The organism is Streptomyces sp. NPDC002076 (genome assembly GCF_053593835.1).
The window spans coordinates 28,518-51,586 of the sequence record NZ_JBSFDI010000001.1; the positions used below are offsets into that span (position 1 = coordinate 28,518).

Here is a 23,069-nt window from a genome sequence, read left to right on the forward strand (position 1 = left end):
CGTCCGCCGCCGCCGTACCTCGTCCGCGGCCCTTCCACCGGCCACTCACCAGGTGTGACCGATCACGCACACAGTGTCACTCATGCCCCCGGCTCGCCACGCCGAGCCGGGCGTGGGATCTGGCCATCGCCCGGACGAACTGCCCACCCGCAAAAGTCAGTTCATCGGATTCAAGGAGAATCGACAAGGCTTGGCCGACGTGTGCGCGGTGTTGGTCGAACTGCTCGGCGGCGCGCCGCCGCCAGGCCCGTCCGGCCGTCGCCCCGCTTCTCGCCCGCCACCACAGGTCGCTCAGCGCCAGATGGGCGTATGCCCCGTGCAGGACGCCTGCCACGGGCCGCGGATCGGCGCGCCAGCCCACCCGGTGCACGGCTGCTCCACCCGGGCGGCACAGCGGAACCAGTTCGTGCAGGGCCGCCAGCTTGGTGTGGTGCGCCTCGTGGACCAGGGACTCCGCCAGGTCCGCCCCGCTCGCCGGGAGCTGGGAGAGCACGGCGCCCGGCGCGGTCTGCAGGGTGGCGCTCATGGCGGGGCCGCCGCGCCGGGGCGAGGCCAGGGGCACCACGGCCCGCAGCACCGCACCGATCTCGGCGACACGCTCGGGATCCGTCGTCCGGAGCAGCGCGTGGGCCTCCCGCCACCGCCGGGCCCACGCCCGGTGGGCGGAGCGCGGCCGCTCCGCCGGGGGCAGCGCCCCGGGGCCGATGCCCCCGGGCGGCACCCGCTGGGGGTGCAGATCGTCGAATACGACGGCCCCGCCCGGGAGCGTGCCGAGGGCCGACCAGCCGCGCCGGGCCGGCCGCCGCGGCCCGGCCCACCGCACCGCGGGAGCGTACAGGGGTACGACGTGCTCGCGGCCGGGGCCGTCCGGGATCCGGACGCTGCCGCTGCGGCCGTCCAGGTGTGCGCGGCCCGCCGCCGGGTCGAGGACGCCGAGTCCGGGCAGCACGAGGAAGCCGGCGGCGGGCGGGACCGTCACCGCGATCCGGTGGCCCGCGCGGACGGCCGCGGCGGCGGCCAGGCCCCGGAACTGCGCGAGCTGTCCGTGGAAGGCGGGGCCGTCGGGCGCGCCGAGCGTCTCGGCCAGCCAGGCGCCGGTCATCGGGTAGTCGACGACCTCACGGACCGCTCGGGCGTCGGTGCGCTCGGCCTCTTCCAGCAGGGCCCAGTCCGCCTCGAAGTCCCGGCGGGCCGGACCGCCGCCGCGCTCCACCCGGACGGCGAGCGATTTGAGCAGGAGCAGGCGTCGGGCGTGCAGCCCTTCTGCGAGAGCGGCCAGGGCGGCCGGGCGGGGCCGGGTCCCGGCGAGTTCCGCGAACGCGTCGCGCGGCACGGACACCAGGGTCATCCCGGCCGTTCCTCACCCCGTACCAGCTCCGTACGGGTGGCTGGAAACGACCGGCCGGGGGGTCCAGGGTCGACGGGGCTGTAGTCCCCACCGGTGTACCAGACCTCGCCACACCGCTGGGCCGACGCCAGGACCTCGTCGACCAGCGCCGTGAGCCCTGGATCGTCCATGGCGCGCAGAGTGCGCAGGTCCACGCCGGTCAGGTCGGGCAGAAACACGGACCGACCGGCTTCCTCGCCCGGGCCGACCTCCTCCTTCGTCTGCTCCGCCACGCTCGGCTCCTCCCTGCCCACGTCCGCCCCGCACGGCCGTCATGGCTGCCCAGTTCTTCCCGACAGGCCGGAGGCAGAAACCCTGGACGGCTCAAGTCCGGTCAGCATCGGCCGGGTTGGCCCACTCCTGGGTCCAGGGCCACCAGGGCGGAGCCATCCGGTGCCACCGCTCCTCCGGCGTCCACCGCGCCTCGTCGAGTCCCGTCAGCTGCTCCTGCGCCGTGCGGGTCAGCTCGACGTCGGCCCAGTCGACCTCCCGCAGCGCGCCGACGAGCCGCTGCCACTGGTCCCGGGCCGCCCGGAACGCGCTGCGCGCCGCTCCCGGGCGTCCCATCAGGGCGAGCACCGCTCCGCTGCCGTGCCGGGCGCGGGCCGCCGTCGGCGAGCCCGGATCGCCACCGTGGGCCGCGTGCGCCTCCCGCTCGGCGTTCTCGTACGCCTGGAGCGCGTCCATCAGCACGGGCGCCCCGGCGTGATGCCAGCCCTCCAGCCGTACCCGCCCCAACTGGAGCCACACCTCGGCGCGTACGGCCGCGTCGGCTGCCGCGCGCACCGCCTGGCCGAGCAGATGCCGGCTCTCGAACAGGTCGGGCAGGAAGCCGAGGTGCCGGAACCGCTGGGCGAGCGCGCTGCCGACCAGGCCCTGGAGGCGGCCCCGTTGCGCGGAGCGCACCGGCAGGGCCTGCAGCGCCTCGCGCAGCACATACTCGGCCCGGTCGACGATGCCGGCGCCGTCCCGTGCCGAGGCCCGCCGGAGCAGCGACTCGCCCCAGGCGGTGAGAAGTTCGCAGCGCCGGGTGCTGTCGGCCGGGGCGAGCAGCGCGGCCCGCTCGTAGGCCGCGTCGGCCTCCCGGGCCTCCCCCGCCTCGTCGTGGAACGCGGCCAGGGCGGCGAGGCAGGGGAGCAGCAGCGCGGGATCCTCACCGGCCGCCCGCTCGGCCCGCTCCAGCACCCGGCGCGTCTCCGCGTCGTCGGCCCCGGTGGCCCGCAGCGCCCGAGCGAGGTCGAGCAGCGCCGGGGCCCGTACGGCGTCAGCGGCCTCTTCGAGGTCCAACAGCGCACAGCCTTCCCTGAGTTCGGGCACGGCGGCACCGGCGCGCCGCAACGTGAGCAGCAGCCGGCCGCGCAGCAGCAGCCGGGCCCGGTGCGCACCGACGGCCCAGGGGACGTCCTCGGTGTCGACGTCATCCTCACCCGTGCCGTCGGCCCCGTCCTGTCGCAGACGCACCCAGGCGCGCGCCGCCTCCGTCGGCCCCGGCCACGGCGCACGGTCCGGGTCGAGCACCTCCAGCGCGGCCACCAGCAGTTCGTCCTGCGCCGTCAGCTGCCACAACTCCCGGCGCGAGGAGGCCAGTTCGAGGGCCGTCTCGGCGCGCTCGCGGCTGTCGGCGGCGGCCGTCCCGTACGCGGTGGCGAGCTCGGCGACCGCCTCGCGGAGCAGTTCCTCGCGGCGGCCCGCGGCGCGTGCGGCCGCCGTGCCCGCCTCCGCGCGCAGCACGCGGCCGAGCAGCAGCCGGGCCCGTGCGGCGGTGCCCGGCAGGGGCGCCGCGCCGGTCACCGCCGTACGGGCGAGGTCGCGGGCCTGCCGCAGCGTCTCCGGATCGCCGCGGCGCCGCCACTCCTCGAACAGCCGGCCGCCCTCGGTGAGCGGATCGCGGGCGGGGTGCTCGGGCTGGTAGAAGCGCAGTACCCGGGCGGGCACCCGGGCGAACAGCTCGGCCTCGACGCTGCCGCCCTCGTCCCGCGCCCCGGTCTCCTCGGGCAGCGGCCCGGCGCCGCCGTCCGGGTCGTGGTCGGTGAGCCGCGCGGCCGCGAGCGCGGCGAAGTTACGCGTGCCCCGGCCGAAGTGCCGCTCCACATAGGCCGAGCAGTGTTTGAGGACGAGTCCGGCGGTGTCCTGGTCCAGGGAGGACAGCAGCAGGTCCTGGACCCGGGGCGGGTAGGCGAAGCAGGGCTGGTCGGCGGTGCCCGGGAGCTGGGTCAGCAGTCCACCGAGGAGCACCTCGGCCAGCTCCATGGGCCCGGTGTCGGGCAGCATGGCCCGCTGCACGAGCTGCATCACGGGCAGGGTGAGCGGGGCCGCGGCGAGGTAGACCGCGAGGCGCAGCGCACCGGGCGAGGCCCCCGCGCGGAAGGCCCGCAGCAGGTCGTCGTCGCTCGGCGGGCCGGCGCCGACGGGCGGGGGCGGCGGGACCGTACCGGGGCCGGTGAGCGCGGCCCAGGCGCGCTCGCGGGTGGGCCCGGTGCCCGCGAGCAGCCGGGCGAAGGCGCCGAAGGCGTCCGGGGTGGGCGTGAGAACCGGCACCGGCCGGGCGTCGGCGGCCGGTTCCTCCCAGGGTTCGTCGTCGGGGAGGAAGGCCAGGCGTCCGCCGGTCTCGCCGCCGCGCACCAGCAGTCCGGGTTCGGCGGGCAGCGCGGTACGGCCCCACAGGCGCGGCGGCAGCGGCTGGACGACGGCGAGCGGGGCGCTGCGCGGCCACTGGTGCAGCAGCCGCTGGGCGCTGCCGTTCTGCCAGAGCGGGCCCACGCAGTCGCTGATGACGAACGTGACCCGGCGGCCGGTGGGGTCGTGCAGCTCGTCGGCGGGGCGTAACCGGGTGCGCCGGCCGGGGCCGGCGGTCGTACCGACGAGGGGGACACCCGCATCCCCCAGGTACAGCTGATGGACCCGCACGGAGGCGAACGCTCCGGACTGCTGGCAGGCCTGGCGCAGCTCCTCGACCATCCGGCCCCACACGGCCATCGCGGGGCCGGTGTCCATGAGGAGCTGGACGTCGCAGCGCCGGCGGCGGCCGGGCCGGGTGACGGGCAGCAGGATGCCGCCGGCGGCGGCCCGGTCGGCGGTGGCCTCCTCGTCGATCCGCTCGTCCTCGGGGCGGGCGGAGGCGGTCCGGTAGCGGCCGAGGGCGCGCAGCGCCTGCTCCAGGCCGAGCAGTCCGGGCAGCGCGCCGGCGGCGGGGGCGCGGACGGGGAACGCGGCCGGGGCACCCTCGGACTGCGCCCGTGCGGGACCGGAGCCCGGCGTGCGCATATGCAGCGGCACGGGGGCGGTGGAGTGCTCCGGGCGGGACGGACGCGGGCCGGTGCCGGGCTCCGGTGGAGCGTCCGGGGTGTCCTGCGTGGCCGGTGCCGGCGTGCCCTCCCGGAGGGGTGGGCCGGGCTCGGCCGGGGACGGCCCGGGGCCGTGGCGCGCCGGGCCCGTGCCGAGCCGCCCGGCCAGCCAGAGCGCGTCCGCCACGTCCTCGGCGGTCGGGTCGAGCCCGCCCTGGCGCAGCTTGCCGATCAGCTCGTCCAGACCCATGCCGGGCATCCGGCCATCACCTCGTACGGTCGAGCGGCTGCATGAGCATCTCGGCGATGCGCTCCCGGGTGAGGCTCTGTGCGCGCGGGTCGTGCCGGGTGAGGAAGAGGGCGTTGAGCAACTGGTCCGCGGCGAGCACCTCGCCCGGCTCGCGCTCCAGGAACCGCCGGATCAGCTCGCCGCCCGCGGCGACGCCCTCCGGACCCAGATGTGCCTCGACCATGGCGGTCAGCTGCTCCTCGCCGGGCGCCTCCAGCTCCAGCTGGACGCAGCGGCGCAGCAACGGGGCGGGAAAGTCGCGTTCGCCGTTGGAGGTCAGGACGATCACCGGGAAGGCGGTGCAGGCGACGCGTCCGCCGTGCACGGCCACCCGGTCGCCGTCGTGGTCGAGCACCTCGACCACGGGCTCGCGGTCGGCCAGCCGCTCCAGCTCCGGGATCGCGAACTCCCCCTCCTCCAGGGTGTTCAAAAGGTCGTTGGGCAGGTCGAGGTCGCTCTTGTCGAGTTCGTCGATGAGCAGCACGCGCGGCTCGTCGGCGGGCAGCAGCGCGGTGCCGAGCGGCCCGAGCCGGATGTACGACCCGATCCCGGACGGGCTCGCCGCGTCCTGGCCGCCGCCCCGGGCCCGCTCCAGCTGGACGTCCTGCAGGCGGCCTATCGCGTCGTAGCGGTACAGGCCGTCCTGGAGGGACGTACGGCTGACGATCGGCCAGCGCAGCACTCTGCCGAGGCCCAGTTCGTGCGCGATCGCGTAGGCCAGGGTGGACTTGCCGGTGCCCGGGTTGCCGGTCACCAGCAGGGGCCGGCGCAGATACAGGGCCGCGTTGACGGCGTCGACCTCGGCGGGCCGGGGTGCGTAGCTCTCCACCAGCCGGCGGCGGACCCCGAGCCGGCGGGCGCTGCTCGGGTCCTCCGGGCCCGCCGCCCCGTTCTCCCGGGACGCCGCGAAGTCGCGCCAGGGCGGCGGCGCCGGCAACCGCCGTACGCCGTCGTGCGGCTGACCCACTCCGCGGTAGATCCGCCAGTCGTTCACCTTGGGCTCCTCCCGGCTCTGGTGATCATGAAGCGGGTCCCGGTCGTCCGGCCTATGAGGCTACCGCCAGCGGGCCGTGGCTGCCGAGGTTCGGGGCGCCCGGTGTTCACTTCCGGCCGGACGAACGCCCTTGCGGATCAAGTGGGTTGACGGCGTGTCCACGGGCCGGCGGCGGGTCCGCGCGCGACCGGGTCAGCCGTCGGGCGCGGCCTGCGGCGGCGGCCGCATCGCCTCGGCGCCGAACGGCGGCCGGTCCGGCGGGTCGAAGAGTACGGCGATCTTCCCGCACAGCCCGTGCCCGCGGGCGGTGTCCGCGTCGGCGAGCCGGATGCGCAGATCACGCATCGGACCGTGCAACCCGCCCGCGTGCCGGGCCGCCTTCAGCAGGTCGGCGGCCTGCCGGTGGAAGGCCCCGCACTCCTCGTGGTCGTGCCGGTCCCGGCGCCACAGCACCACCGGGTGCCCGGCCCGCAGCGCGTCGTTCATCGCGGCCAGCCCCTCTCCGCTGCCGACGGGCCCGCAGTACACCGGTACGCACCCGTCGGCCATCCCGGTCAGGGCGCCGTAGTACGCGAAGCGGCCGCCGGGGCGGGCACCGGGCGGATGCCCCTCGGCCGCCGGCCGTCCGTGCAGCGTCTCGCCCGTGAGCGGCCCCTTCCGCACGCCGTTCCAGCGCCGGCGCCACTCCGGGGAGGGCGCCAGGGCGGTGCGGCGCACGTCCCGGACGACGACGGTCCGCCGCATCCCGAGCGGCATGGCCCGCTCGTCCACGAACTCGTCCTCGGCGTCCTCGTCGCCCACGGGCCCCTCCCCGCCGGGCGGTTCGGGCAGCAGCTGCCACTCGTCCACCGGCAGGTCGAACAGCCTGCGGGGCAGGAACACCTCGATGGCGGCCAGATGCTCGCCGTGATCACCCTGGCTCAGCGCCCGGGCCAGCGGCTCGCGCAGCGCCCGCACCAGCTCGTCGGCGGGCACGCCCCGGTCGTCGGCGGCGACCGGGGTGACGTCCTGGCCGTCGTAGATCAGCTGCACGCTCCACGGATACCGGCCGTCGTACATGGGCGCGCCGACCTTGACCAGGACGTCGGTCCGGGCGTCGGGCGGTACGGCGGACCACTCGCCGGCCTCGCTGCCCGTGCTCTCTTCCTCGCCGACACAGGGCGCAGCCGATGGGCCCCGAGGGCTGTCGATGCCCTCCAGCAGGGCGCGGATGGCCTCGCCGACCGCCCAGTGCCGGTGCCCGGCGGCCTGACCGGCGATCCAGGAGGTGAAGGCGCCGAGGCGGGCGGGGTCCACCTCGTCGGCGCGCTCCCACGCCGTTCTGCGGGCGACCTTCGCCGCGTAGAGCAGCACGGCGTCCAGATCGACCAGGGTGCCGCCGCCGCCCGGCTGGAGGGTGCGCAGCCCGGACAGCAGCCCGGCGCCCTCGCGCCAGGTCCGCGCATTGCGCAGCACCAGCGAGAGCAGGCGCTCGCCGCGTACCTGCTCCTTCACGTCCTCCACGAGGTGGACCACCTCGCCCGCGCCGGCCGGCGGCGGCAGGTGCGCGAGGTGGCCGTACAGCCGGGTGCGCAGTTCGGCGCCGATCCCGGTGACGGAAGGCGCGTGCCCGGGCAGTTCGGCCTGGAAGGAGGTCCAGTCGGGGTACGCCGGGAAGGGTGAGGAGAGGGAAGTGTCTTCGAGGCGGCGCAGATGGTGCAGGTCGTGCGCGCGCAGCACCTCGCGCACCGTGCGGCCGCCGTCCCTCAGGTCGAGCAGTTCGGACAGCGCGGTGACCGGGACGGCGACGCCGTCCTCCGTCCGCCGTCCCTTGATCACGCCGATGACCGAGCCGTGCCGCAGGTCGAGCACCGGGCCGCCGGACAGCCCGCCGACCGGCAGGCTCCCGGTGAGCAGCAGGGCACGCGCGTCGGCGCCGGCGAGTTCTCCGTCGCCGTGCCGGATGCCCAGCTCGCCGGTCTGCACGGACCAGCCGTAGAGGCCGACGGGGGTGCGGGGGCCGGCCTCCCGGTCGGCCAGCCACAGACAGGGCACGTCGTCGGCCCCGCTCACCTGGACGAGCGCGAGGTCGGGGAACGACCAGCGGTCACGCACCGCCTGCGCGGCCTCGGGACGGGGGGCGAGGAGCCGGGCGGTGCCGGTGCCGGTGCGTTCCGTCCAGCCGTCGGCAAAGGTGCGCTCCAGCCAGGTCACGCTCATGGCGCTCTCCCCTCGGCACACCTCGGCTCCCCCCTTCCCCACGACATGGGCGCAGGTCAACAGCCAGCCCGGGGCTATGAAGAAGCCCGATCCCCAGTACGGGTCACGGTCCGTTGCATACCCGTCACCCGGTGCGCCGATGCGTGCGAGGGAGGGGCGCACCATCTCGGCGAAGGCGCTCATACGGCGCCGGAGGCCGGGGACCGCGGCGGTACGACCGTGCCGCCGGGCTGTGCGGGATCCGCGCCGTCGGCCGCGGTGGCCGGTTCGGTCCAGGTCAGGGACACGGTCAGGGACGACTTGCCGCCGCCCTCCGCGATGGCGCTCACGATCTTGCCCGCCTGCGCCGTCAGTTCGATGCCGAAGCTGACGGAGACCTCGACGGGGGCCGGTGCGTCCAGACCGGCGCGCAGGGAGCGCACGACTCCGCCGACCGTGCCGGCGAGACCTCCCGCCATGTCGATGACGCGATCTCCGAGCGAGGTGTCCCGGTACCCCTCGCCGTAACCGCCCTCGTCTCCGTCCCCGTCCCCGATCCTGGCCCAGACGACGGTCCCGTCGTCCAGCCGTATCCGCTCGACTCCGCCAGCCATGACGCCCCCGTTCGCCGATGGGAGAAGAAGGCTAACTCCCGGGAAAGGGGAGGGGGGAGGGGGAGGACCTGCTCGTACGCCACGGGCTCCAGGGGGCTACTCGTCGTCCTCGTCGTCGAGCCGGGCGAGCCAGGTGGCCAGCCGCTCTACGGGCACCTCGAAGTCGGGGTTGAGATCCACGAACGTGCGCAGCTGCTCGGCCAGCCACTCAAAGGTGACCTCTTCCTCGCCGCGCCGCTTCTCCAACTCCTCGATACCGCGGTCGGTGAAGTACATGGGGTGCGTCTCCTGCGTGAACATCAATGCCGGTGGTGGCTACAGAGACAGCGTATGCAACGTTTGGGGGTGGGCGGCGCGGGGTTCGGGGGCGGCGCCGCGGCAACCTGTCCCAGCCGCGGGCAGACGCGCCGCCGGGGCCGCGCCCTCCCGCCACCGTCACTCAAGACCGTACGCAGCTGCGGACCATCCCACTGACTGCCCGCACGGTCCCGCACACCCCCGCCACAGCCGCCGGCACGCGCGCCGCCAGGGCCGCGCCCACCCGCCACGCCACTCAAGACCATACGCGGCTGCGAACCACCCCATTGACTGCCCGCACACTCCCCTGCATCCCAGCCGTAGCTGCGGGCAGTCGTGCCGCTGGGGCGGCACGGGGGCGCAGCGGGACCCGGCGGTGCCGGCCAGCGACCCGACCCCCGGACCGCCGCGGCACCGGGTGTCCCACGAACCCCGCCCAGCCACAGCACACGGCGCCGTACGCCGACGCACGCAGTCATCCGCGCACGCCCTCGTCCGTCATCCCCAGCGCCTGTGCGCCGGCAGCAGCACCCTGCCACCCCCTAAAGGGTGCCTTGACTTCCAAGCGCCACGATATATCGTGTTTCCTAGAGAACGCGATATGGCGTGTCGCCCTGTGTCCGGCCTAGGAGGTCTCCCATGTCCGAGTGGTCCGTCAACGAGCCCCAGAAGCTGACCTTCGACACTCGCGTGAGCGACCTCCAGGTCCGCATCGTCAACGGAACGGTGAACGTGGTGGGCACGGACGAGGGTTCCGCCCGCCTCGAGATCTCGCAGATCGAAGGCCCACCCCTGGTGGTCACCCAGCAGGGCGACACCCTCACGGTGGCCTACGAGGACCTGCCCTGGAAGGGCTTCCTCAAGTGGCTCGACCGCAAGGGCTGGCGGCGCAGCGCGGTCGTCTCGCTGGCGGTCCCCGCCGACACCCGCGTGGAGGTGGGCGTGGTCGGCGCCGGCGCGGTCGTCTCCGGCATCCGCGGCCCGGCGGTGGTCAAGGGAGTGACCGGCGAGACGACCCTGGTCGGCGTCTCGGGCCCGGTCCGCGCGGACACCGTGTCGGGGAACCTGGAAGCCCAGGCGGTCACCGGCGACCTCCGGTTCAAATCGGTCTCGGGAGACCTGACGGTGGTCTCGGGCTCCGGCCGCTCCGTCCGTGCCGACTCGGTCAGCGGCTCCATGATCGTCGACCTGGACCCGGACGGCCCGACGGAGGTCAACCTCACCACCGTCTCCGGCGAGATCGCCATCCGCCTGCCCCACCCGGCGGACGCCGAGGTGGAGGCCAACACCGCGAGCGGCACGATCTCCAACGCCTTCGACGGACTGCGGGTGCACGGCCAGTGGGGCGCCCACAAGATCACCGGCCGCCTCGGCGCGGGCACGGGCAGGCTGCGGGCCACCACGGTCTCCGGCTCGATCGCCCTGCTGCGCCGCCCGCCGCACGAGGAGGACGAGACGGACACCGCGTGGGAGGCTGCCCGGCCCGCAGAACCCTCCGGCCCCTCCGGCTCCTACGCGGCCCCACGGGACTCCGGCACCGCCCCCGCCGCAGGCGGCCCGGCCACCGCGGGGGACAATTCCGTCTCCGGCCGGGGCGCCGACGCCTCCGATGGCACCGACACCCCGGCCGACGGCACGACCGACAAGAAGGTGCTCTGACATGCCCCCCGTCTTCGCCCACGGGCGCCTCCGCCTGTATCTGCTCAAGCTGCTCGACGAGGCCCCGCGCCACGGCTATGAGGTGATCAGACTCCTCGAGGAGCGCTTCCAGGGTCTGTACGCCCCTTCGGCGGGCACGGTCTACCCCCGGCTGGCCAAGCTGGAGGCCGAGGGCCTGGTCAGGCACACCACCGAGGGCGGCCGCAAGGTGTACGCCATCACGGACGCGGGCCGCGCCGAACTGGCTGACCGCAGCGGCGAGTTGGCCGATCTGGAGCTGGAGATCCGCGAGTCGGTCGCCGAACTGGCCGCCGAGATACAGGCCGACGTGCGCGGCGCGGCCGGCGATCTGCGCCGCGAGATGCGCGCCGCCGCCTCCGAGGCCCGCCGGGGCGCGAAGGCGGGCGCCGGCGCGGGCCCCTTCGGGGAGTACGGCGACCTGGGCGACAAGGAGGCGTGGAAGGCCGCCAAGGAGGAGATGCGCCGGGCCAAGCAGGAGTGGAAGGAGCAGGCGCGCCGGGCCAAGGACGAGAGCCGCCGGGCCCGTGAGGAGGCCCAGCGGGCCCGCCACCAGGCGCAGGAGGCGCAGGCGCGGGCGCGCGCCCAGGCGCAGGAGGAGGTGCAGCGCATCGCCCGCCGGGTCCAGGACCGCGTCCAGGACCACTTCGCCCAGGGCGACTGGCCGACGGGCGTCCGCGAGGGCCTGTCCGAACTGACCAGGGAGCTGGGCGACTTCGGCAAGTACTGGGGCTCCCCCCGCACCGCCGGGGAACCGGCGCCGAAGCCCACCCCCACACCGGCGGACGCGCACCACGTCTCTCCGGAGGAGGACTTCCCGGCCGAGTACGAACCCACCTGGGCCCACGAGGACTCCACCGGCGAACCGGCCCGCGACCTGGACCGACTCCTGGACCGCTTCCGCGACGACATCCGCGACGCGGCCCGCGACCACGGAGTCACCCCCACCCAGCTCCGGGAGGCCCGCCGCCATCTGTCCACGGCGGCGGCCCACATCGGCGCGCTCCTGCGGACACCGAAGGCCTGACGGGGCCGGGAGCGGGTCGGCACCCGGCCACTGTCTCTCAGCGGCCGGCACCTCTCCCGGCCGGCGCCTCAGCGCGGCGGCGCTGCAGCAGGCCGGCCCCTCAGCAGGCCGGTGCCTCAGCCGGCCTGCGCCTCGCCCGCGCCGTACAGCACACGAGTCACGGACGCGTGCGTCACCCCGTGGTCCGCCAGCACCTCGCCCACCACTCCGGGCAGGACGGTCAGGGCGAGCAGCAGGTGCTCGTCCCCGATGTGCCGGTCGCGGTGTCCTACGGCGACCCGCAGCGACCTCTCCAGGACGGTCCTGGCGCCCCGGCCGAAGCCCGGCCGCCGCCCGGGCCGGCGGCGGTCCTCCTGGTCACCGGACATCGCCCCGACACCGTGCACCTCCTCGACCCGGGCGACGATCTCCGACACATCGATCCCGAGCCCCGCCAGCGCGTCCGAGTCGGCCCGGGACAGCCCGCCGCGCCGCCGCGCCTCGTCCAGCGCCTGCCGTACGGACGCCTTGCGCTTTTCGAGCCCCAGTGCGGCCAGCGCGAAGGAGGCCCGGCTGCCGTCCCGGTCGAGAAGGGCGAGCAGCAGATGCTCGGCACCGACGGTCTCTTCACCCGAGCGTTCGCAGTGGACGAACGCTCCCTTCACGACCTCACGGGCGTCCTTGGTGAAGCGTTCGAACATCACTGCCTCCCGTACTTCTTGTGCACGGCCTGCCTGCTGACTCCGAGCTCCGCCGCGATCTCCTGCCACGACCAGCCCTGATTGCGCGCACTGCGCACCTGTACCGCCTCCAGCTGCTCCAGCAGCCTGCGCAGCGCGGCCACGGCCCGCAGTCCGACCCGCGGATCACGGTCGCCGGCACGCTCGGCGAGATCGGTTGCCTCGGTCATGATGTCAACCTACATTGACAAGCGCCCCACGTCAACCCAAGTTGACATGCGCGGCACGGGAAAGGGCGGGCCCGGACACCCGGACCCGCCCGACGACCACCCTCCCGAAGGACCTCAGGAGTTGGTGAGCACGATCTTCCCGAAGTGCTCCCCCGACGCGAGCCGCTCGAAGCCCTCGCGGGCGCGGTCCAACGGCAGTTCCTCGTCGATGACCGGCCGCACCCCGGTCGCGGCGCAGAAGGAGAGCAGGTCCTCCAGTTCCTCCTTGGTGCCCATGGTGGAGCCGACGACCTTCAGCTCCAGGAAGAAGATCCGGGTCAGCTCGGCGTGCGAGGGCCGGTCCCCGCTGGTGGCACCGGAGATGACGATCGTGCCGCCGGGCCGCAGCGACTTCACCGAGTGGGACCAGGTGGCGGCGCCCACGGTCTCGATCACGGCGTCCACCCGCTGCGGCAGCCGGGCCCCCGGCTCCACCGCCTCCACGGCCCCCAGCTCCACCGCCCGCTTCCGCTTGGCCTCGTCCCGGCTGGTCGCGAAGACGCGCAGCCCCGCCGCCCTGCCGAGCACGATCGCGGCCGTGGCGACACCGCCGCCCGCGCCCTGCACGAGGACCGAGTCGCCGGGCCGTACTCCGGCGTTGGTGAACAGCATCCGGTACGCCGTCAGCCAGGCCGTCGGCAGACAGGCCGCCTCGGCGAAGGACAGCTCCTTGGGCTTGGGCAGCACGTTCCAGGTCGGCACGGCGACCTGCTCGGCGAAGGTGCCCTGGTAGCGCTCGGTGAGGATGGAGCGCGGCTCGTCGGGGCCGACGCCGTAACCCGTCTGGCCGATGACGGAGTGCAGGACGACCTCGTTGCCGTCCTCGTCGACACCGGCGGCGTCACAGCCGAGGATCATCGGCAGCCGGTCCTCCGGGAGGCCGACGCCCCGCAGGGACCAGAGGTCGTGGTGGTTGAGGGAGGCGGCACGCACCGTGACGGTGCTCCAGCCGGGCCGGGCCTCGGGAGCCGGACGCTCCCCCAACTCCAGGCCGGTGAGCGGCTGGTCGCGGTCGATTCGGGCGGCGTAGACAGCGAACATGCAGCCGACGATAGGTGCGTTGATCAGCCGACGGAACAGTGCGGACCTGTGACACATGCCCTCTTGCGCAGGGCCACCCATGCGGCGCAGGCCGGCGCCACCGCGGGGCACCTCTTCAGCACCGAGTCCCCCTCGGCACCCTTGCACCACCCGAGTCGGGCGGGCGGGTGGAAAAAATGGCCCCGCCCGGACGGGCGGGGCCATTCAGCGCGACGTCAACGACGAGCAACGCCCTCGGCCCGCGCGGCAGCCGCAACCGCCGCCGTGACCGCAGGAGCGACCCGCTCGTCGAACGGCGAGGGGATCACATAGTCAGCGGCGAGATCGTCGCCGACCACCGCGGCGAGCGCCTCCGCCGCGGCGATCTTCATCCCCTCGGTGATCCGAGTGGCCCGCACCTGCAGCGCGCCCGCGAAGATGCCCGGGAACGCCAGCACGTTGTTGATCTGGTTCGGGAAGTCGGACCGCCCGGTCGCCACCACGGCCGCGTACTTGTGCGCGACCTCCGGGTGCACCTCGGGGTTCGGGTTGGCCATCGCGAACACGAAGGCGCCCTTGGCCATGGAGGCCACGGCCTCCTCCGGGACCGTACCGCCGGAGACGCCGATGAAGACGTCCGCGCCCGCGAGGGCGTCCTCCAGCGAGCCCGAGATGCCGGCCTTGTTGGTGAAGCCCGCGAGCTCCCGCTTGACCGGGGTCAGGTCCTCCCGGTCGGCCGACACGACGCCCTTGCGGTCCGCCACGGCCACGTCCCCGATGCCGGCCTCGACCAGCATCTTGGCGATGGCCACACCGGCCGCGCCGGCGCCCGAGATGACGGCCCGCAGCTGCCCGATCTCCCGCCCGCTGAGCCGCGCCGCGTTCCGCAGCGCCGCGAGCGTCACGACGGCCGTACCGTGCTGGTCGTCGTGGAAGACCGGGATGTCCAGGCGCTCCTGGAGCCGGCGCTCGATCTCGAAGCACCGGGGCGCCGAGATGTCCTCCAGGTTCACTCCGCCGAAGGACGGGGCGAGCCGGACGACGGTCTCGACGATGTCGTCCACGTCGGTGCAGTCGAGCGCGATCGGCACCGCGTCGACGCCGCCGAACTGCTTGAACAGGATCGCCTTGCCCTCCATCACGGGGAGGGAGGCCTCGGGACCGATGTCCCCGAGTCCGAGCACGGCCGTACCGTCGGTGACGACGGCGACCACGGAGGACTTCCATGTGTAGTCGTTGACCAGCTCCGGCTGTTCCGCGATCGCGGTGCACACGCGAGCGACGCCGGGCGTGTACGCGAGGGAAAGGTCGTCCTTGTCACGGACTGGCACGGTGGCCTGCACGGCCATCTTGCCGCCGCGGTGCAGCGCGAACACCGGATCGAAGGAATCGAGGGGCTCGGCCCCGCCGTCCTGGTCCGTATTGCTGTCGCTGCGAGGATTGACGATCTCCGCTGCCACTTCGTTTTACCCCTTAGGTATGCATGGTTTGAGGGTCGACCACTCCTGGTGAGGGGTGGGCGGGCACCGCGCACCGCCCGATTGCTGATACGTACGGGCCATACGCGACGGGCGCGCCGCACACGCGCCCTGAGCCCCGGATGAGGGGTGTAAAGAACCTTCTTACCGGACGGACGGTGCCCACGACGAGTCCATTAGGTGCAAGGTCACATCTCGGAACCAGAAAGCCACACCTGAATGACGCGCGGCTGACAACCGCGCGGGGCGTGCGAAGACGCTGGTGGACCGGCGCCCGCGGCGACCACATCGTGAGACGCGCCGAAGATTTTCCGGCCGGAATGCTGGATTCCCGCAGATGGTTCGGTGGTGAACTACCAAGGATGTACCGACCTGATGCGGTTCGGGGGTGACCCGTTATCCGATTTTGACATGGCCGCACCCCTGAACGGCGTAGTCCGAATGGCAAGATGCCGTAAACCCACGAGGTCGCGACACCCGAAGGTGTGTGTTCTCGCTGACCCATCGGCACCTTTCCCACCCGCCGGAGGTACCACGATGACCGCAAGCTCCACCCGTCGTACGACCGCCGCACGCTCCCGTCTGGCAGCGGCCGGTGCGATCGCGGTCGCGGGCGCCCTGCTGCTCACCGGCTGCGGTGACCAGACCAAGGACAAGAGCAAGGACTCCGGCGCTTCCGTCAGCAGCGCCCCGCTGGCCGACAAGCTCCCCAAGGAGATCCGGGACAAGGGCAAGATCGAGGTCGGTTCGGACATCGCGTACGCCCCGGTGGAGTTCAAGGACTCCTCCGGCAAGGCCGTCGGCCTGGACCCGGACCTCGCGGCGGCCATGGGCAAGCAGCTCGGCGTGACGCTGGACTTTCAGAACGGCACGTTCGACGCCCTGCTCACCGGTCTGCGCTCGGGCCGCTACGACATAGCCATGTCGGCCATGACCGACAACAAGAACCGCCAGGAGGGCGTCGACCCGGACACGGGCAAGAAGGTCGGCGAGGGCGTCGACTTCGTCGACTACCTGACCGCCGGCGTCTCCATCTACACCCGCAAGGGCGACACCCAGGGCATCAACGGCTGGTCGGACCTGTGCGGCAAGAAGATCGCCGTGGAGCGCGGCACCGTCTCGGAGGACCTGGCCAAGCAGGAGGCCAAGAAGTGTCCGAGCGGCAAGAAGCTCACCATCGAGCCGTTCGACGACGACCAGCAGTCCCAGACCCGGCTGCGCTCGGGCGGTGTGGACGCGGCCTCCTCCGACTTCCCGGTCGCCGCGTACGCGGTGAAGACCTCCGGCGGCGGCAAGGACTTCCAGATCGTCGGCCAGCAGGTCGAGGCGGCCCCGTACGGCATCGCCGTGGCCAAGAAGGACACCCAGCTGCGCGACGCGCTGCAGGCCGCGATGAACGCGATCATCAAGAACGGCGAGTACGCGAAGATCCTCCAGAAGTGGGGCGCCCAGGACGGCGCCGTCAAGGAGTCCGTGATCAACGGCGGCAAGTGACCCGCGGAAGCAGCAGAAGCAGAAGCGGCCACTGAGAGGCAACACCCGTGACTGACATCGAGAAGACGGCCGGAGAGGGCGCCGGGGAGGACGCGCCCGCTCTCCCGGCCGACGGCCCGGAGGCCATCAGGGCCATCCCGGTCCGGCACTACGGGCGGTACATATCCGCCCTCGTCGCCATCGGCATCCTCGTGGCGATCATCTACGCCTTCAGCCAGGGCAAGATCAACTGGCATGCGGTGCCGGAGTACTTCTTCGACCACCGGATCATGACCGGTGTCGGCAAGACCCTGCTGCTCACGGTCCTGTCGATGCTGATCGGCATCGTCCTCGGCATCGTCCTCGCGGTGATGCGGCTGTCGAAGAACCCGGTGACCTCGTCGATCGCCTGGTTCTACATCTGGTTCTTCCGCGGCACGCCGGTCCTGGTCCAGCTGTTCCTGTGGTTCAACCTGGGCCTGGTCTTCGAGTACATCAACCTGATGCCGTTCTACAAGGACTACTGGTCGAACTTCATGACGCCGCTGCTGACGGCGCTGCTCGGCCTGGGTCTGAACGAGGCGGCGTACATGGCCGAGATCTGCCGGGCGGGCCTGCTCGCGGTGGACGAGGGCCAGACCGAGGCGGCCCACGCGCTGGGCATGAGCCACAGCAAGACCCTGCGCCGGGTGATCATCCCGCAGGCGATGCGGGTGATCGTGCCGCCGACCGGCAACGAGGTCATCAACATGCTGAAGACGACCTCGCTCGTGGCGGCCGTCCAGTATCCCGAGCTGTTCCGCTACGCCCAGGACATCGGCCAGAACTCTGGCGCCCCGGTGGAGATGTACTTCCTCGCCGCGGCCTGGTACCTGATCATGACCTCGGTGCTGAGCGTCGGCCAGTACTACATCGAGCGCTACTACGCCCGCGGTTCCAGCCGCAGTCTCCCGCCGACCCCGTGGCAGAAGGTCAAGGGACATCTGACGACCTTCTCCAGCAGGAAGGTGACGGCATGACCGACAAGCTCAGCAAGACGCCGGACACCCCGGCCGAGGCCACGGTCCCGATGGTCAGGGCGCAGGGCGTGCACAAGTCCTTCGGCCATGTCGAGGTGCTCAAGGGCATCGACCTGGAGGTGAGGCCGGGTGAGGTGTTCTGCCTGATCGGCCCCTCCGGCTCCGGCAAGTCGACGTTCCTGCGCTGCATCAACCACCTGGAGAAGATCAACGCCGGCCGGCTGTACGTCGACGGCGAGCTGGTCGGCTACCGCCAGAAGGGCGACAAGCTGTACGAGCTGAAGGACAGCGAGGTCGCGCGCAAGCGCCGGGACATCGGCATGGTCTTCCAGCGCTTCAACCTGTTCCCGCACATGACGGCGCTGGAGAACGTCATCGAGGCGCCGGTGCAGGTCAAGGGCGTGAGCAAGGCGCAGGCCCGGGAGCGGGCCATGCAGCTGCTGGAGCGGGTCGGCCTGGCCGACCGGGCCGGGCACTACCCCTCGCAGCTCTCCGGCGGCCAGCAGCAGCGGGTGGCGATCGCCCGGGCCCTCGCGATGGACCCGAAGCTGATGCTGTTCGACGAGCCGACCTCGGCCCTGGACCCGGAGCTGGTCGGCGACGTCCTGGACGTCATGCGGGACCTCGCCCAGTCCGGTATGACCATGGTCGTCGTCACCCACGAGATGGGCTTCGCCCGCGAGGTGGGCGACAGTCTGGTGTTCATGGACGAGGGCGTGGTGGTCGAATCGGGCCATCCCCGCGAGGTCCTGACGAACCCTCAGCACGAGCGGACGCAGTCGTTCCTGTCCAAGGTGCTGTAACGGCACGCGCGGCAAGGGGCGGTACGACATCCTCGTACCGCCCCTTTCGCGTGCCCCGCTACAACAGCCGCCCGGCTACGGCAGCAGCCGCGGCTTCAGCGCCAGTTCGCGCAGCTGTGCCCGGGTCAGCGGGAAGGTCGACGGCCGGGTGAGCTTCTGCTCGGGCGTGAGCCAGATGGACAGCAGGCCGCCGGGCACCTTCGCTGCGTCGGCCCTCGACAAGGCGTGCGGAGTCGCCGGCCGCTACTTGAGGGCGAGCAGCAGCGTGTCCGACGGCGAGCACCACACCGGCCGGGCCTCGGCGAAGCCCTGCGCCAGCAGGGTGCGGGCGTGCCAGGCGGCCGAGGGCGTGTCCCCGTCCGCGTGCTCGCCGTAGATCTCGAAGCGGCGGGCGGTGGGCTCGGCGAGGACCGGGTCCTCGGCCGCGAGCTGCCACCATTCGGCCCAGTCCAGGACACCGTCCCGCTTGGCCTGATCCATACGGGCGTGGCGCCGGGCGCGCTCGGCGGCGTTGATCCGGGGCGTGCTGTCGTCGATCATGTGGTCCGCGTTCATGAAGACACCGCCGTCGCGGACCAGCTCCGCGACCTGACCGTAGAGGGCCGCGAGGGGTTCGCTGTGCAGCCAGTGCAGGGCCGTCGCGGTCAGGACGGCGTCGTAGGAGCCGTACGGCAGTTCCGCCCGCCAGTCGGGGTCCTTGAGGTCGGCGGTGACGAAGGTGACCCGCTCGTCCCCCTCGAAGGTGCCGCGGGCGATGGCCAGCAGCGCCGGGTCGAGGTCGACGCCGGTGCTGGTGGCGTCCGGGAAGCGCTGCAGCAGCCGGGCGGTGATGCTGCCGGTGCCACACGCGAGGTCAAGGACCCTCGGGGCCGTACCGACCAGCGCCTCGACCATGTCGAGCATGATCCGGAAGCGTTCCTCGCGGTCCGGCATGTACCACTCCTGCTGCCGGTCCCAGCTCGCCTGCCACGCGGCCCAGTCGGTGCCCGTGCTCGTCGTCATGAAGCCTGTCCCCCTCATCTGCGTAATACCCTGGAAGCACGACCGGCTGTTACCCGACCGCAGACACGACCATAGAGCGCCCCCGTAAGGACTACAAGTGGAACTGGCCTATTACTCGGATTACGCCGTCCGTCTCGTCAACAGCGAGGAACCGGCCCGGGGCAAGGACTCGCTGACCTCGGTCGAGGCCGTCCGCGACCTCTTCGGCGTCAACGCGTCGGCGGCCCGCCGCGCCACCGACGCCGATGTCACGCGCTTCCGCTCGGTGCGGGCGCGACTTCGCGCGGTCTTCGAGGCGGCTGACAAGGGCGACGAGACGCTGGCCGTGGACCTGCTGAACTCCCTGCTGCTGGAGTTCCCGGTGTCGCCGCAGATCTCCGGCCACGACCACCGCGACGAGGACGGCCGCCCGCTGTGGCACATGCACCTGGCCGACCACCCGTCGAACGCCACGGCGGGCTACGCGGCGATCGCAGCCATGGGCCTGGCCTTCCACCTGACGGAGTACGGCGTGGACCGCCTGGGCCTGTGCGAGGCGGCCCCCTGCCGCAACGCCTACCTGGACACCTCCACCAACCGCTCGCGGCGCTACTGCTCCGACCGCTGCGCGACCCGCGCGAACGTGGCCGCCTACCGGGCCCGCAAGCGCCTGGAGGCCGACCGGTCGGGCAGCAGCGGCCTCGCCGCCGAGAGCGCCCAGCGCACCAGCGTCAGCGGCGAGCGCTGACCGGCGGGCAGCGGCCGGTACCGGACGCGGGCGCGGCCGAGGATCAGCTCATCGGGTACAACCCCGTAGTCCGTGCTGTCCCCGCCCGCGTAGGGGTTGTCCCCGAGCACCCACCAGCCGCCGTCGCGCCGCTCCACGGCACGCTTGACGACGAGCAGGTCCTGCTGGAACGGATGCCGCAGGACGACGACGTCCCCCGCCCGGACCGACGCGCCGTACCGCACCAGCAGCCGGTCCCCGTGAAGGAGCGTGGGCACCATGGACGGCCCGGTCACTTCCGCCACTCCGAAGGGCGCCACGGCCCTCCCCCGCTCGGTCTCCTGCGACAGCTCCGGCATCCCCGGCACCTCCCCGGTCCGTTCCTCCACCAGTCTCAGTCTGACCCTGGACTTTTGTCCTAAGCCCTAGGGGGCACCCGAGAAATCGCCTTCCTCAGGGAGTAATGTCGCACCTGAGAAGACGATCACGAGGAAGGAATGCTCCATGCTTTCCCGCCTGTTTGCCCCCAAGGTCAAGGTCAGCGCCCACTGCGACCTGCCCTGCGGCGTGTACGACCCGGCCCAGGCCCGCATCGAGGCGGAGTCGGTGAAGGCCATCCAGGACAAGATGGCCGGCAACGACGACCCCCACTACCAGGCGCGTGCCACCGTCATCAAGGAGCAGCGCGCGGAGCTCGCGAAGCACCACGTCTCCGTGCTCTGGAGCGACTACTTCAAGGCCCCGCACTTCGAGAAGTACCCGGAGCTGCACCAGCTGGTCAACGACACCCTGAAGGCCCTCTCGGCCGCCAAGGCGTCCACCGACCCGGCGACGGGCCAGAAGGCGCTGGACTACATCGCCCAGATCGACAAGATCTTCTGGGAGACCAAGAAGGCCTGATCTTCACTCAGACCTTCTGACCTGCGGTTTCTTTCATCGCAGTATCTCCCTGCCCGCACCCGGTCCCCAGGCCGCCGAGCACGGCGCCCCTGACGGCCCGGGTGCGGTCTTTTTCACCCGGCCACAGGCGGGCCCGGCTCCGCGGCGTGACGACGGCGAACGCACGGCCGAGAACCGGCTCGACCTGCTTGACGCTGCACTTGGCCCGCGCCGCCGCCAAGTGGCACGAGCAGCGCGGCCACGCACAGCCGCAGCGGCCGAGGAGGCGTTCTGCCACTTGCAGGCGGGCACCGGCAGGCCGCCAGCCCGGTCTTGGCGGACCTTGCCCGCCGTGCTCCAGGCGCCACAACCGCCAGCCGTTCCGCGCAGGCCCCGCACCGAGAAAACCCATTGCGAGTGACCCGCATCGGATGTCTGATTGATCGCCCACCGATCAGGGGAGGGAACATGAGGACGTCGCTGCCCACCCCCTCGTTGCACACCGCTCGCCTTCGACTGCGTGCCTTCGATGACGCGGATGCGAACGACCTCTTCGCACTGCACAGCAGCGCCTACGTGCTGCGCTACTGGGACGCGCCACCGTGGAGCGAACGCGTGCGCGCCGAGAAGTTCATCACGGCTTGCCGGCAGATGGCACAGGAGGGCACGGGGGCGCGGCTGGCCGTAGATCGTGTCTCCGACGGGGCGTTCATCGGCTGGTGCAGCCTGAACAGCTGGAATCCGGACTACCGCAGCGCTTCGCTTGGCTACTGCTTCGACGATGCAGCGTGGGGCCACGGCTACGCGACCGAGGCCGCGCGCGCTCTGCTGCGGTGGGCATTCGACACGCTGGACCTGAATCGCGTCCAAGCTGAGACCGATACGCGCAACGTGGCTTCTGCCCGCGTGCTGGAGAAGCTCGGCTTCGTGCGTGAGGGGACGTTGCGGGAAGACTGCGTCGTCAACGGCGAGGTCTCCGACTCGTGGGTCTACGGGCTGATCAGGCGGGAGTGGCAGCCGTCGTCCGAGCCGGTTCCCGCCCACTGAGCTCCGTCGCTCGGCACCCGGTATCGGCTGCCCCCAAGCAGCTGGTCACTGCGCCGACCGCTCCACGCGGACCGGCGGGCGTCTAATGATCTGCGTGCTGGCCGTGCGAGGTCTCGGGCTGCCGTATCCACGCGGCCAGTAGCCGAAGCGCCTCTTCGGAGCTGGAGCCTGCCTCGGCGGTGTAGACACTCAGTCGCTGGTCCGGGTCGGCGGGCAGGGTGAGGGACTCGTAGTTGAGGGTGAGCGGGCCGACGATCGGGTGGTGGAAGTGTTTGCTGCCATGCGTGTGCCGAAACACGTTCTGGTCGGCCCACCAGCGGCGGAAGTCCTCATCCGTGATCGAGAGTTCGCCGACGAGTTCGGCCAGCAGCGGATCGTGGGGATGGCGTCCGGCGTCGCGCCGGAGTGAGGCGACGATGTCCTGGGCGTGGGTGTCCCAGTGGGTGTACAGCGAGCGGGCGGTCTCGTCGCAGAACATGAACCGCACCAGGTTCCGCTCGCGGTGCGGCAGCGTGTCGAAGTCGGTGAGCAGCGCACGTGCCATCCGGTTGGACGCAAGTACGTCCAGTCGCCGCCCCAGCACAAGGGCGGGGGTGTGCTCGAGGATCCGGAGCAGGTCGCGCAGCCCCGGGCGGACCGGCTGCGGACGCGTCGCCGTGCGGCGGGGCCTGCCTGCGGCGGGCTTGGCGAGCTGGAACAGATGGGCGCGTTCGACGGGATCGAGGCGTAGCGCGCGGGAGATGGCGTCCAGCACGGTCTCGGAGACGTTCAGTCGGCGTCCGCGTTCCAGGCGTACGTAGTAGTCGACGCTCACGCCCGCCAGTTGCGCGATCTCTTCGCGGCGCAGTCCTGGCACTCGCCGGGAGCCGCCGTCGTCGGACAAGCCCGCCTGGCGCGGGGTGATCCGTGCCCGCCGAGAGCGGAGGAACTCACCGAGAGCTGTGTTGCGGTCCATGCCGTTCACGAT

23 protein-coding genes and 1 pseudogene are annotated in these 23,069 nt (G+C 72.6%); 9 read left to right on the forward strand and 15 right to left on the reverse strand.

All coding sequences use genetic code 11. The annotated features are described in order from the left end of the window. Positions 1 to 76: 76 nt before the first annotated feature. The 7 genes from ACWCQS_RS00110 to ACWCQS_RS00140 all read right to left on the reverse strand — a co-directional run bounded on the left by ACWCQS_RS00110 (position 77) and on the right by ACWCQS_RS00140 (position 9,022). On the reverse strand, positions 77 to 1,348 hold the full coding sequence (locus ACWCQS_RS00110) for an aKG-HExxH-type peptide beta-hydroxylase (protein ID WP_451002382.1): 1,272 nt from the start codon (positions 1,346 to 1,348) through the stop codon (positions 77 to 79). Continuing rightward, positions 1,345 to 1,620 carry a hypothetical protein gene (locus ACWCQS_RS00115; protein ID WP_451002383.1) on the reverse strand — a complete coding sequence of 92 codons (276 nt, stop codon included), beginning with the start codon at positions 1,618 to 1,620 and terminating at the stop codon, positions 1,345 to 1,347. Before ACWCQS_RS00115 ends, ACWCQS_RS00110 begins: the two co-directional genes overlap by 4 nt. Before the next feature lie 91 nt (positions 1,621 to 1,711). Next, complete coding sequence (locus tag ACWCQS_RS00120; RefSeq protein ID WP_451002384.1) at positions 1,712 to 4,930, reverse strand: SAV_2336 N-terminal domain-related protein; 3,219 nt, start codon at positions 4,928 to 4,930, stop codon at positions 1,712 to 1,714. A gap of 7 nt (positions 4,931 to 4,937) precedes the next feature. Beyond that, positions 4,938 to 5,954, reverse strand: a complete 1,017-nt coding sequence (locus ACWCQS_RS00125) for an AAA family ATPase (RefSeq protein ID WP_451002385.1) — start codon at positions 5,952 to 5,954, stop codon at positions 4,938 to 4,940. Positions 5,955 to 6,146: 192 nt separating this feature from the next. Beyond that, a complete protein-coding gene (locus ACWCQS_RS00130) occupies positions 6,147 to 8,336 on the reverse strand; it encodes a VMAP-C domain-containing protein (protein WP_451002386.1) in 2,190 nt (729 codons plus the stop codon). Further along, the gene (locus ACWCQS_RS00135; RefSeq protein ID WP_451002387.1) at positions 8,333 to 8,746 is read right to left on the reverse strand and encodes a CU044_2847 family protein; all 414 of its coding nucleotides are present in this window, start codon (positions 8,744 to 8,746) and stop codon (positions 8,333 to 8,335) included. Before ACWCQS_RS00135 ends, ACWCQS_RS00130 begins: the two co-directional genes overlap by 4 nt. A 96-nt stretch (positions 8,747 to 8,842) precedes the next feature. Beyond that, a complete protein-coding gene (locus ACWCQS_RS00140; protein ID WP_003992906.1) occupies positions 8,843 to 9,022 on the reverse strand; it encodes a DUF6104 family protein in 180 nt (59 codons plus the stop codon). A gap of 660 nt (positions 9,023 to 9,682) precedes the next feature. Here ACWCQS_RS00140 and ACWCQS_RS00145 point away from each other — a divergent pair. Together ACWCQS_RS00145 and ACWCQS_RS00150 are read left to right on the forward strand one after the other, a co-directional pair. Further along, positions 9,683 to 10,702, forward strand: a complete 1,020-nt coding sequence (locus tag ACWCQS_RS00145; RefSeq protein ID WP_451002388.1) for a DUF4097 family beta strand repeat-containing protein — start codon at positions 9,683 to 9,685, stop codon at positions 10,700 to 10,702. 1 nt (position 10,703) lies between these two features. Then, the gene (locus tag ACWCQS_RS00150) at positions 10,704 to 11,747 is read left to right on the forward strand and encodes a PadR family transcriptional regulator (protein ID WP_451002389.1); all 1,044 of its coding nucleotides are present in this window, start codon (positions 10,704 to 10,706) and stop codon (positions 11,745 to 11,747) included. A 116-nt stretch (positions 11,748 to 11,863) separates the two neighbouring features. Here ACWCQS_RS00150 and ACWCQS_RS00155 read toward each other — a convergent pair whose 3' ends face one another. The 4 genes from ACWCQS_RS00155 to ACWCQS_RS00170 form a co-directional block, all read right to left on the reverse strand. Further along, positions 11,864 to 12,427 (reverse strand): Clp protease N-terminal domain-containing protein, encoded by a 564-nt coding sequence (locus ACWCQS_RS00155; protein ID WP_451002390.1) that lies wholly within the window; start codon positions 12,425 to 12,427, stop codon positions 11,864 to 11,866. Continuing rightward, positions 12,427 to 12,636 (reverse strand): helix-turn-helix domain-containing protein, encoded by a 210-nt coding sequence (locus tag ACWCQS_RS00160; RefSeq protein WP_018571396.1) that lies wholly within the window; start codon positions 12,634 to 12,636, stop codon positions 12,427 to 12,429. The genes ACWCQS_RS00155 and ACWCQS_RS00160 overlap by 1 nt, the downstream gene beginning before the upstream one ends. Positions 12,637 to 12,750: 114 nt before the next feature. Beyond that, a complete protein-coding gene (locus ACWCQS_RS00165) occupies positions 12,751 to 13,716 on the reverse strand; it encodes a zinc-binding dehydrogenase (protein ID WP_451002391.1) in 966 nt (321 codons plus the stop codon). Positions 13,717 to 13,931: 215 nt separating this feature from the next. Further along, positions 13,932 to 15,155 (reverse strand): NAD(P)-dependent malic enzyme, encoded by a 1,224-nt coding sequence (locus tag ACWCQS_RS00170; protein ID WP_451002392.1) that lies wholly within the window; start codon positions 15,153 to 15,155, stop codon positions 13,932 to 13,934. 555 nt (positions 15,156 to 15,710) lie between these two features. Between ACWCQS_RS00170 and ACWCQS_RS00175 the strand changes: the two genes are divergently transcribed. The 3 genes from ACWCQS_RS00175 to ACWCQS_RS00185 are packed head-to-tail and all read left to right on the forward strand — an operon-like array spanning position 15,711 to position 18,468. After that, the gene (locus tag ACWCQS_RS00175; protein ID WP_450981190.1) at positions 15,711 to 16,667 is read left to right on the forward strand and encodes an ABC transporter substrate-binding protein; all 957 of its coding nucleotides are present in this window, start codon (positions 15,711 to 15,713) and stop codon (positions 16,665 to 16,667) included. A gap of 47 nt (positions 16,668 to 16,714) precedes the next feature. Then, complete coding sequence (locus ACWCQS_RS00180; protein WP_388620763.1) at positions 16,715 to 17,665, forward strand: amino acid ABC transporter permease; 951 nt, start codon at positions 16,715 to 16,717, stop codon at positions 17,663 to 17,665. Beyond that, positions 17,662 to 18,468: an amino acid ABC transporter ATP-binding protein gene (locus ACWCQS_RS00185; RefSeq protein WP_451002393.1), complete on the forward strand. Its 807-nt coding sequence runs from the start codon at positions 17,662 to 17,664 to the stop codon at positions 18,466 to 18,468. Before ACWCQS_RS00180 ends, ACWCQS_RS00185 begins: the two co-directional genes overlap by 4 nt. Before the next feature lie 75 nt (positions 18,469 to 18,543). On the opposite strand, the gene ACWCQS_RS00190 is transcribed toward ACWCQS_RS00185, so the two are convergent. Together ACWCQS_RS00190 and ACWCQS_RS00195 are read right to left on the reverse strand one after the other, a co-directional pair. After that, a complete protein-coding gene (locus tag ACWCQS_RS00190) occupies positions 18,544 to 18,690 on the reverse strand; it encodes a hypothetical protein (RefSeq protein ID WP_451002394.1) in 147 nt (48 codons plus the stop codon). A gap of 21 nt (positions 18,691 to 18,711) precedes the next feature. After that, the gene (locus tag ACWCQS_RS00195; protein ID WP_451002395.1) at positions 18,712 to 19,470 is read right to left on the reverse strand and encodes a class I SAM-dependent methyltransferase; all 759 of its coding nucleotides are present in this window, start codon (positions 19,468 to 19,470) and stop codon (positions 18,712 to 18,714) included. 97 nt (positions 19,471 to 19,567) lie between these two features. Between ACWCQS_RS00195 and ACWCQS_RS00200 the strand changes: the two genes are divergently transcribed. Continuing rightward, positions 19,568 to 20,197 carry a CGNR zinc finger domain-containing protein gene (locus tag ACWCQS_RS00200; RefSeq protein WP_451002396.1) on the forward strand — a complete coding sequence of 210 codons (630 nt, stop codon included), beginning with the start codon at positions 19,568 to 19,570 and terminating at the stop codon, positions 20,195 to 20,197. Here the strand turns inward: ACWCQS_RS00200 and sodX are convergent. Continuing rightward, a complete protein-coding gene (gene sodX, locus ACWCQS_RS00205) occupies positions 20,101 to 20,535 on the reverse strand; it encodes a nickel-type superoxide dismutase maturation protease (RefSeq protein WP_451002991.1) in 435 nt (144 codons plus the stop codon). The two genes, ACWCQS_RS00200 and sodX, sit on opposite strands and share 97 nt — an antisense overlap. Positions 20,536 to 20,680: 145 nt before the next feature. Between sodX and sodN the strand changes: the two genes are divergently transcribed. The 3 genes and pseudogenes from sodN to ACWCQS_RS00220 all read left to right on the forward strand — a co-directional run bounded on the left by sodN (position 20,681) and on the right by ACWCQS_RS00220 (position 22,102). Then, entirely contained in the window at positions 20,681 to 21,076 is a 396-nt protein-coding gene (gene sodN / locus ACWCQS_RS00210; RefSeq protein ID WP_351613554.1) for a superoxide dismutase, Ni, read from the forward strand. 191 nt (positions 21,077 to 21,267) lie between these two features. After that, positions 21,268 to 21,484, forward strand: a pseudogene (locus ACWCQS_RS00215) (relaxase/mobilization nuclease domain-containing protein); the annotation flags it as partial. 39 nt (positions 21,485 to 21,523) lie between these two features. Further along, complete coding sequence (locus ACWCQS_RS00220) at positions 21,524 to 22,102, forward strand: GNAT family N-acetyltransferase (protein WP_451002992.1); 579 nt, start codon at positions 21,524 to 21,526, stop codon at positions 22,100 to 22,102. An 82-nt stretch (positions 22,103 to 22,184) separates the two neighbouring features. On the opposite strand, the gene ACWCQS_RS00225 is transcribed toward ACWCQS_RS00220, so the two are convergent. After that, on the reverse strand, positions 22,185 to 23,057 hold the full coding sequence (locus ACWCQS_RS00225) for a helix-turn-helix transcriptional regulator (protein ID WP_451002397.1): 873 nt from the start codon (positions 23,055 to 23,057) through the stop codon (positions 22,185 to 22,187). Positions 23,058 to 23,069 lie beyond the last annotated feature (12 nt).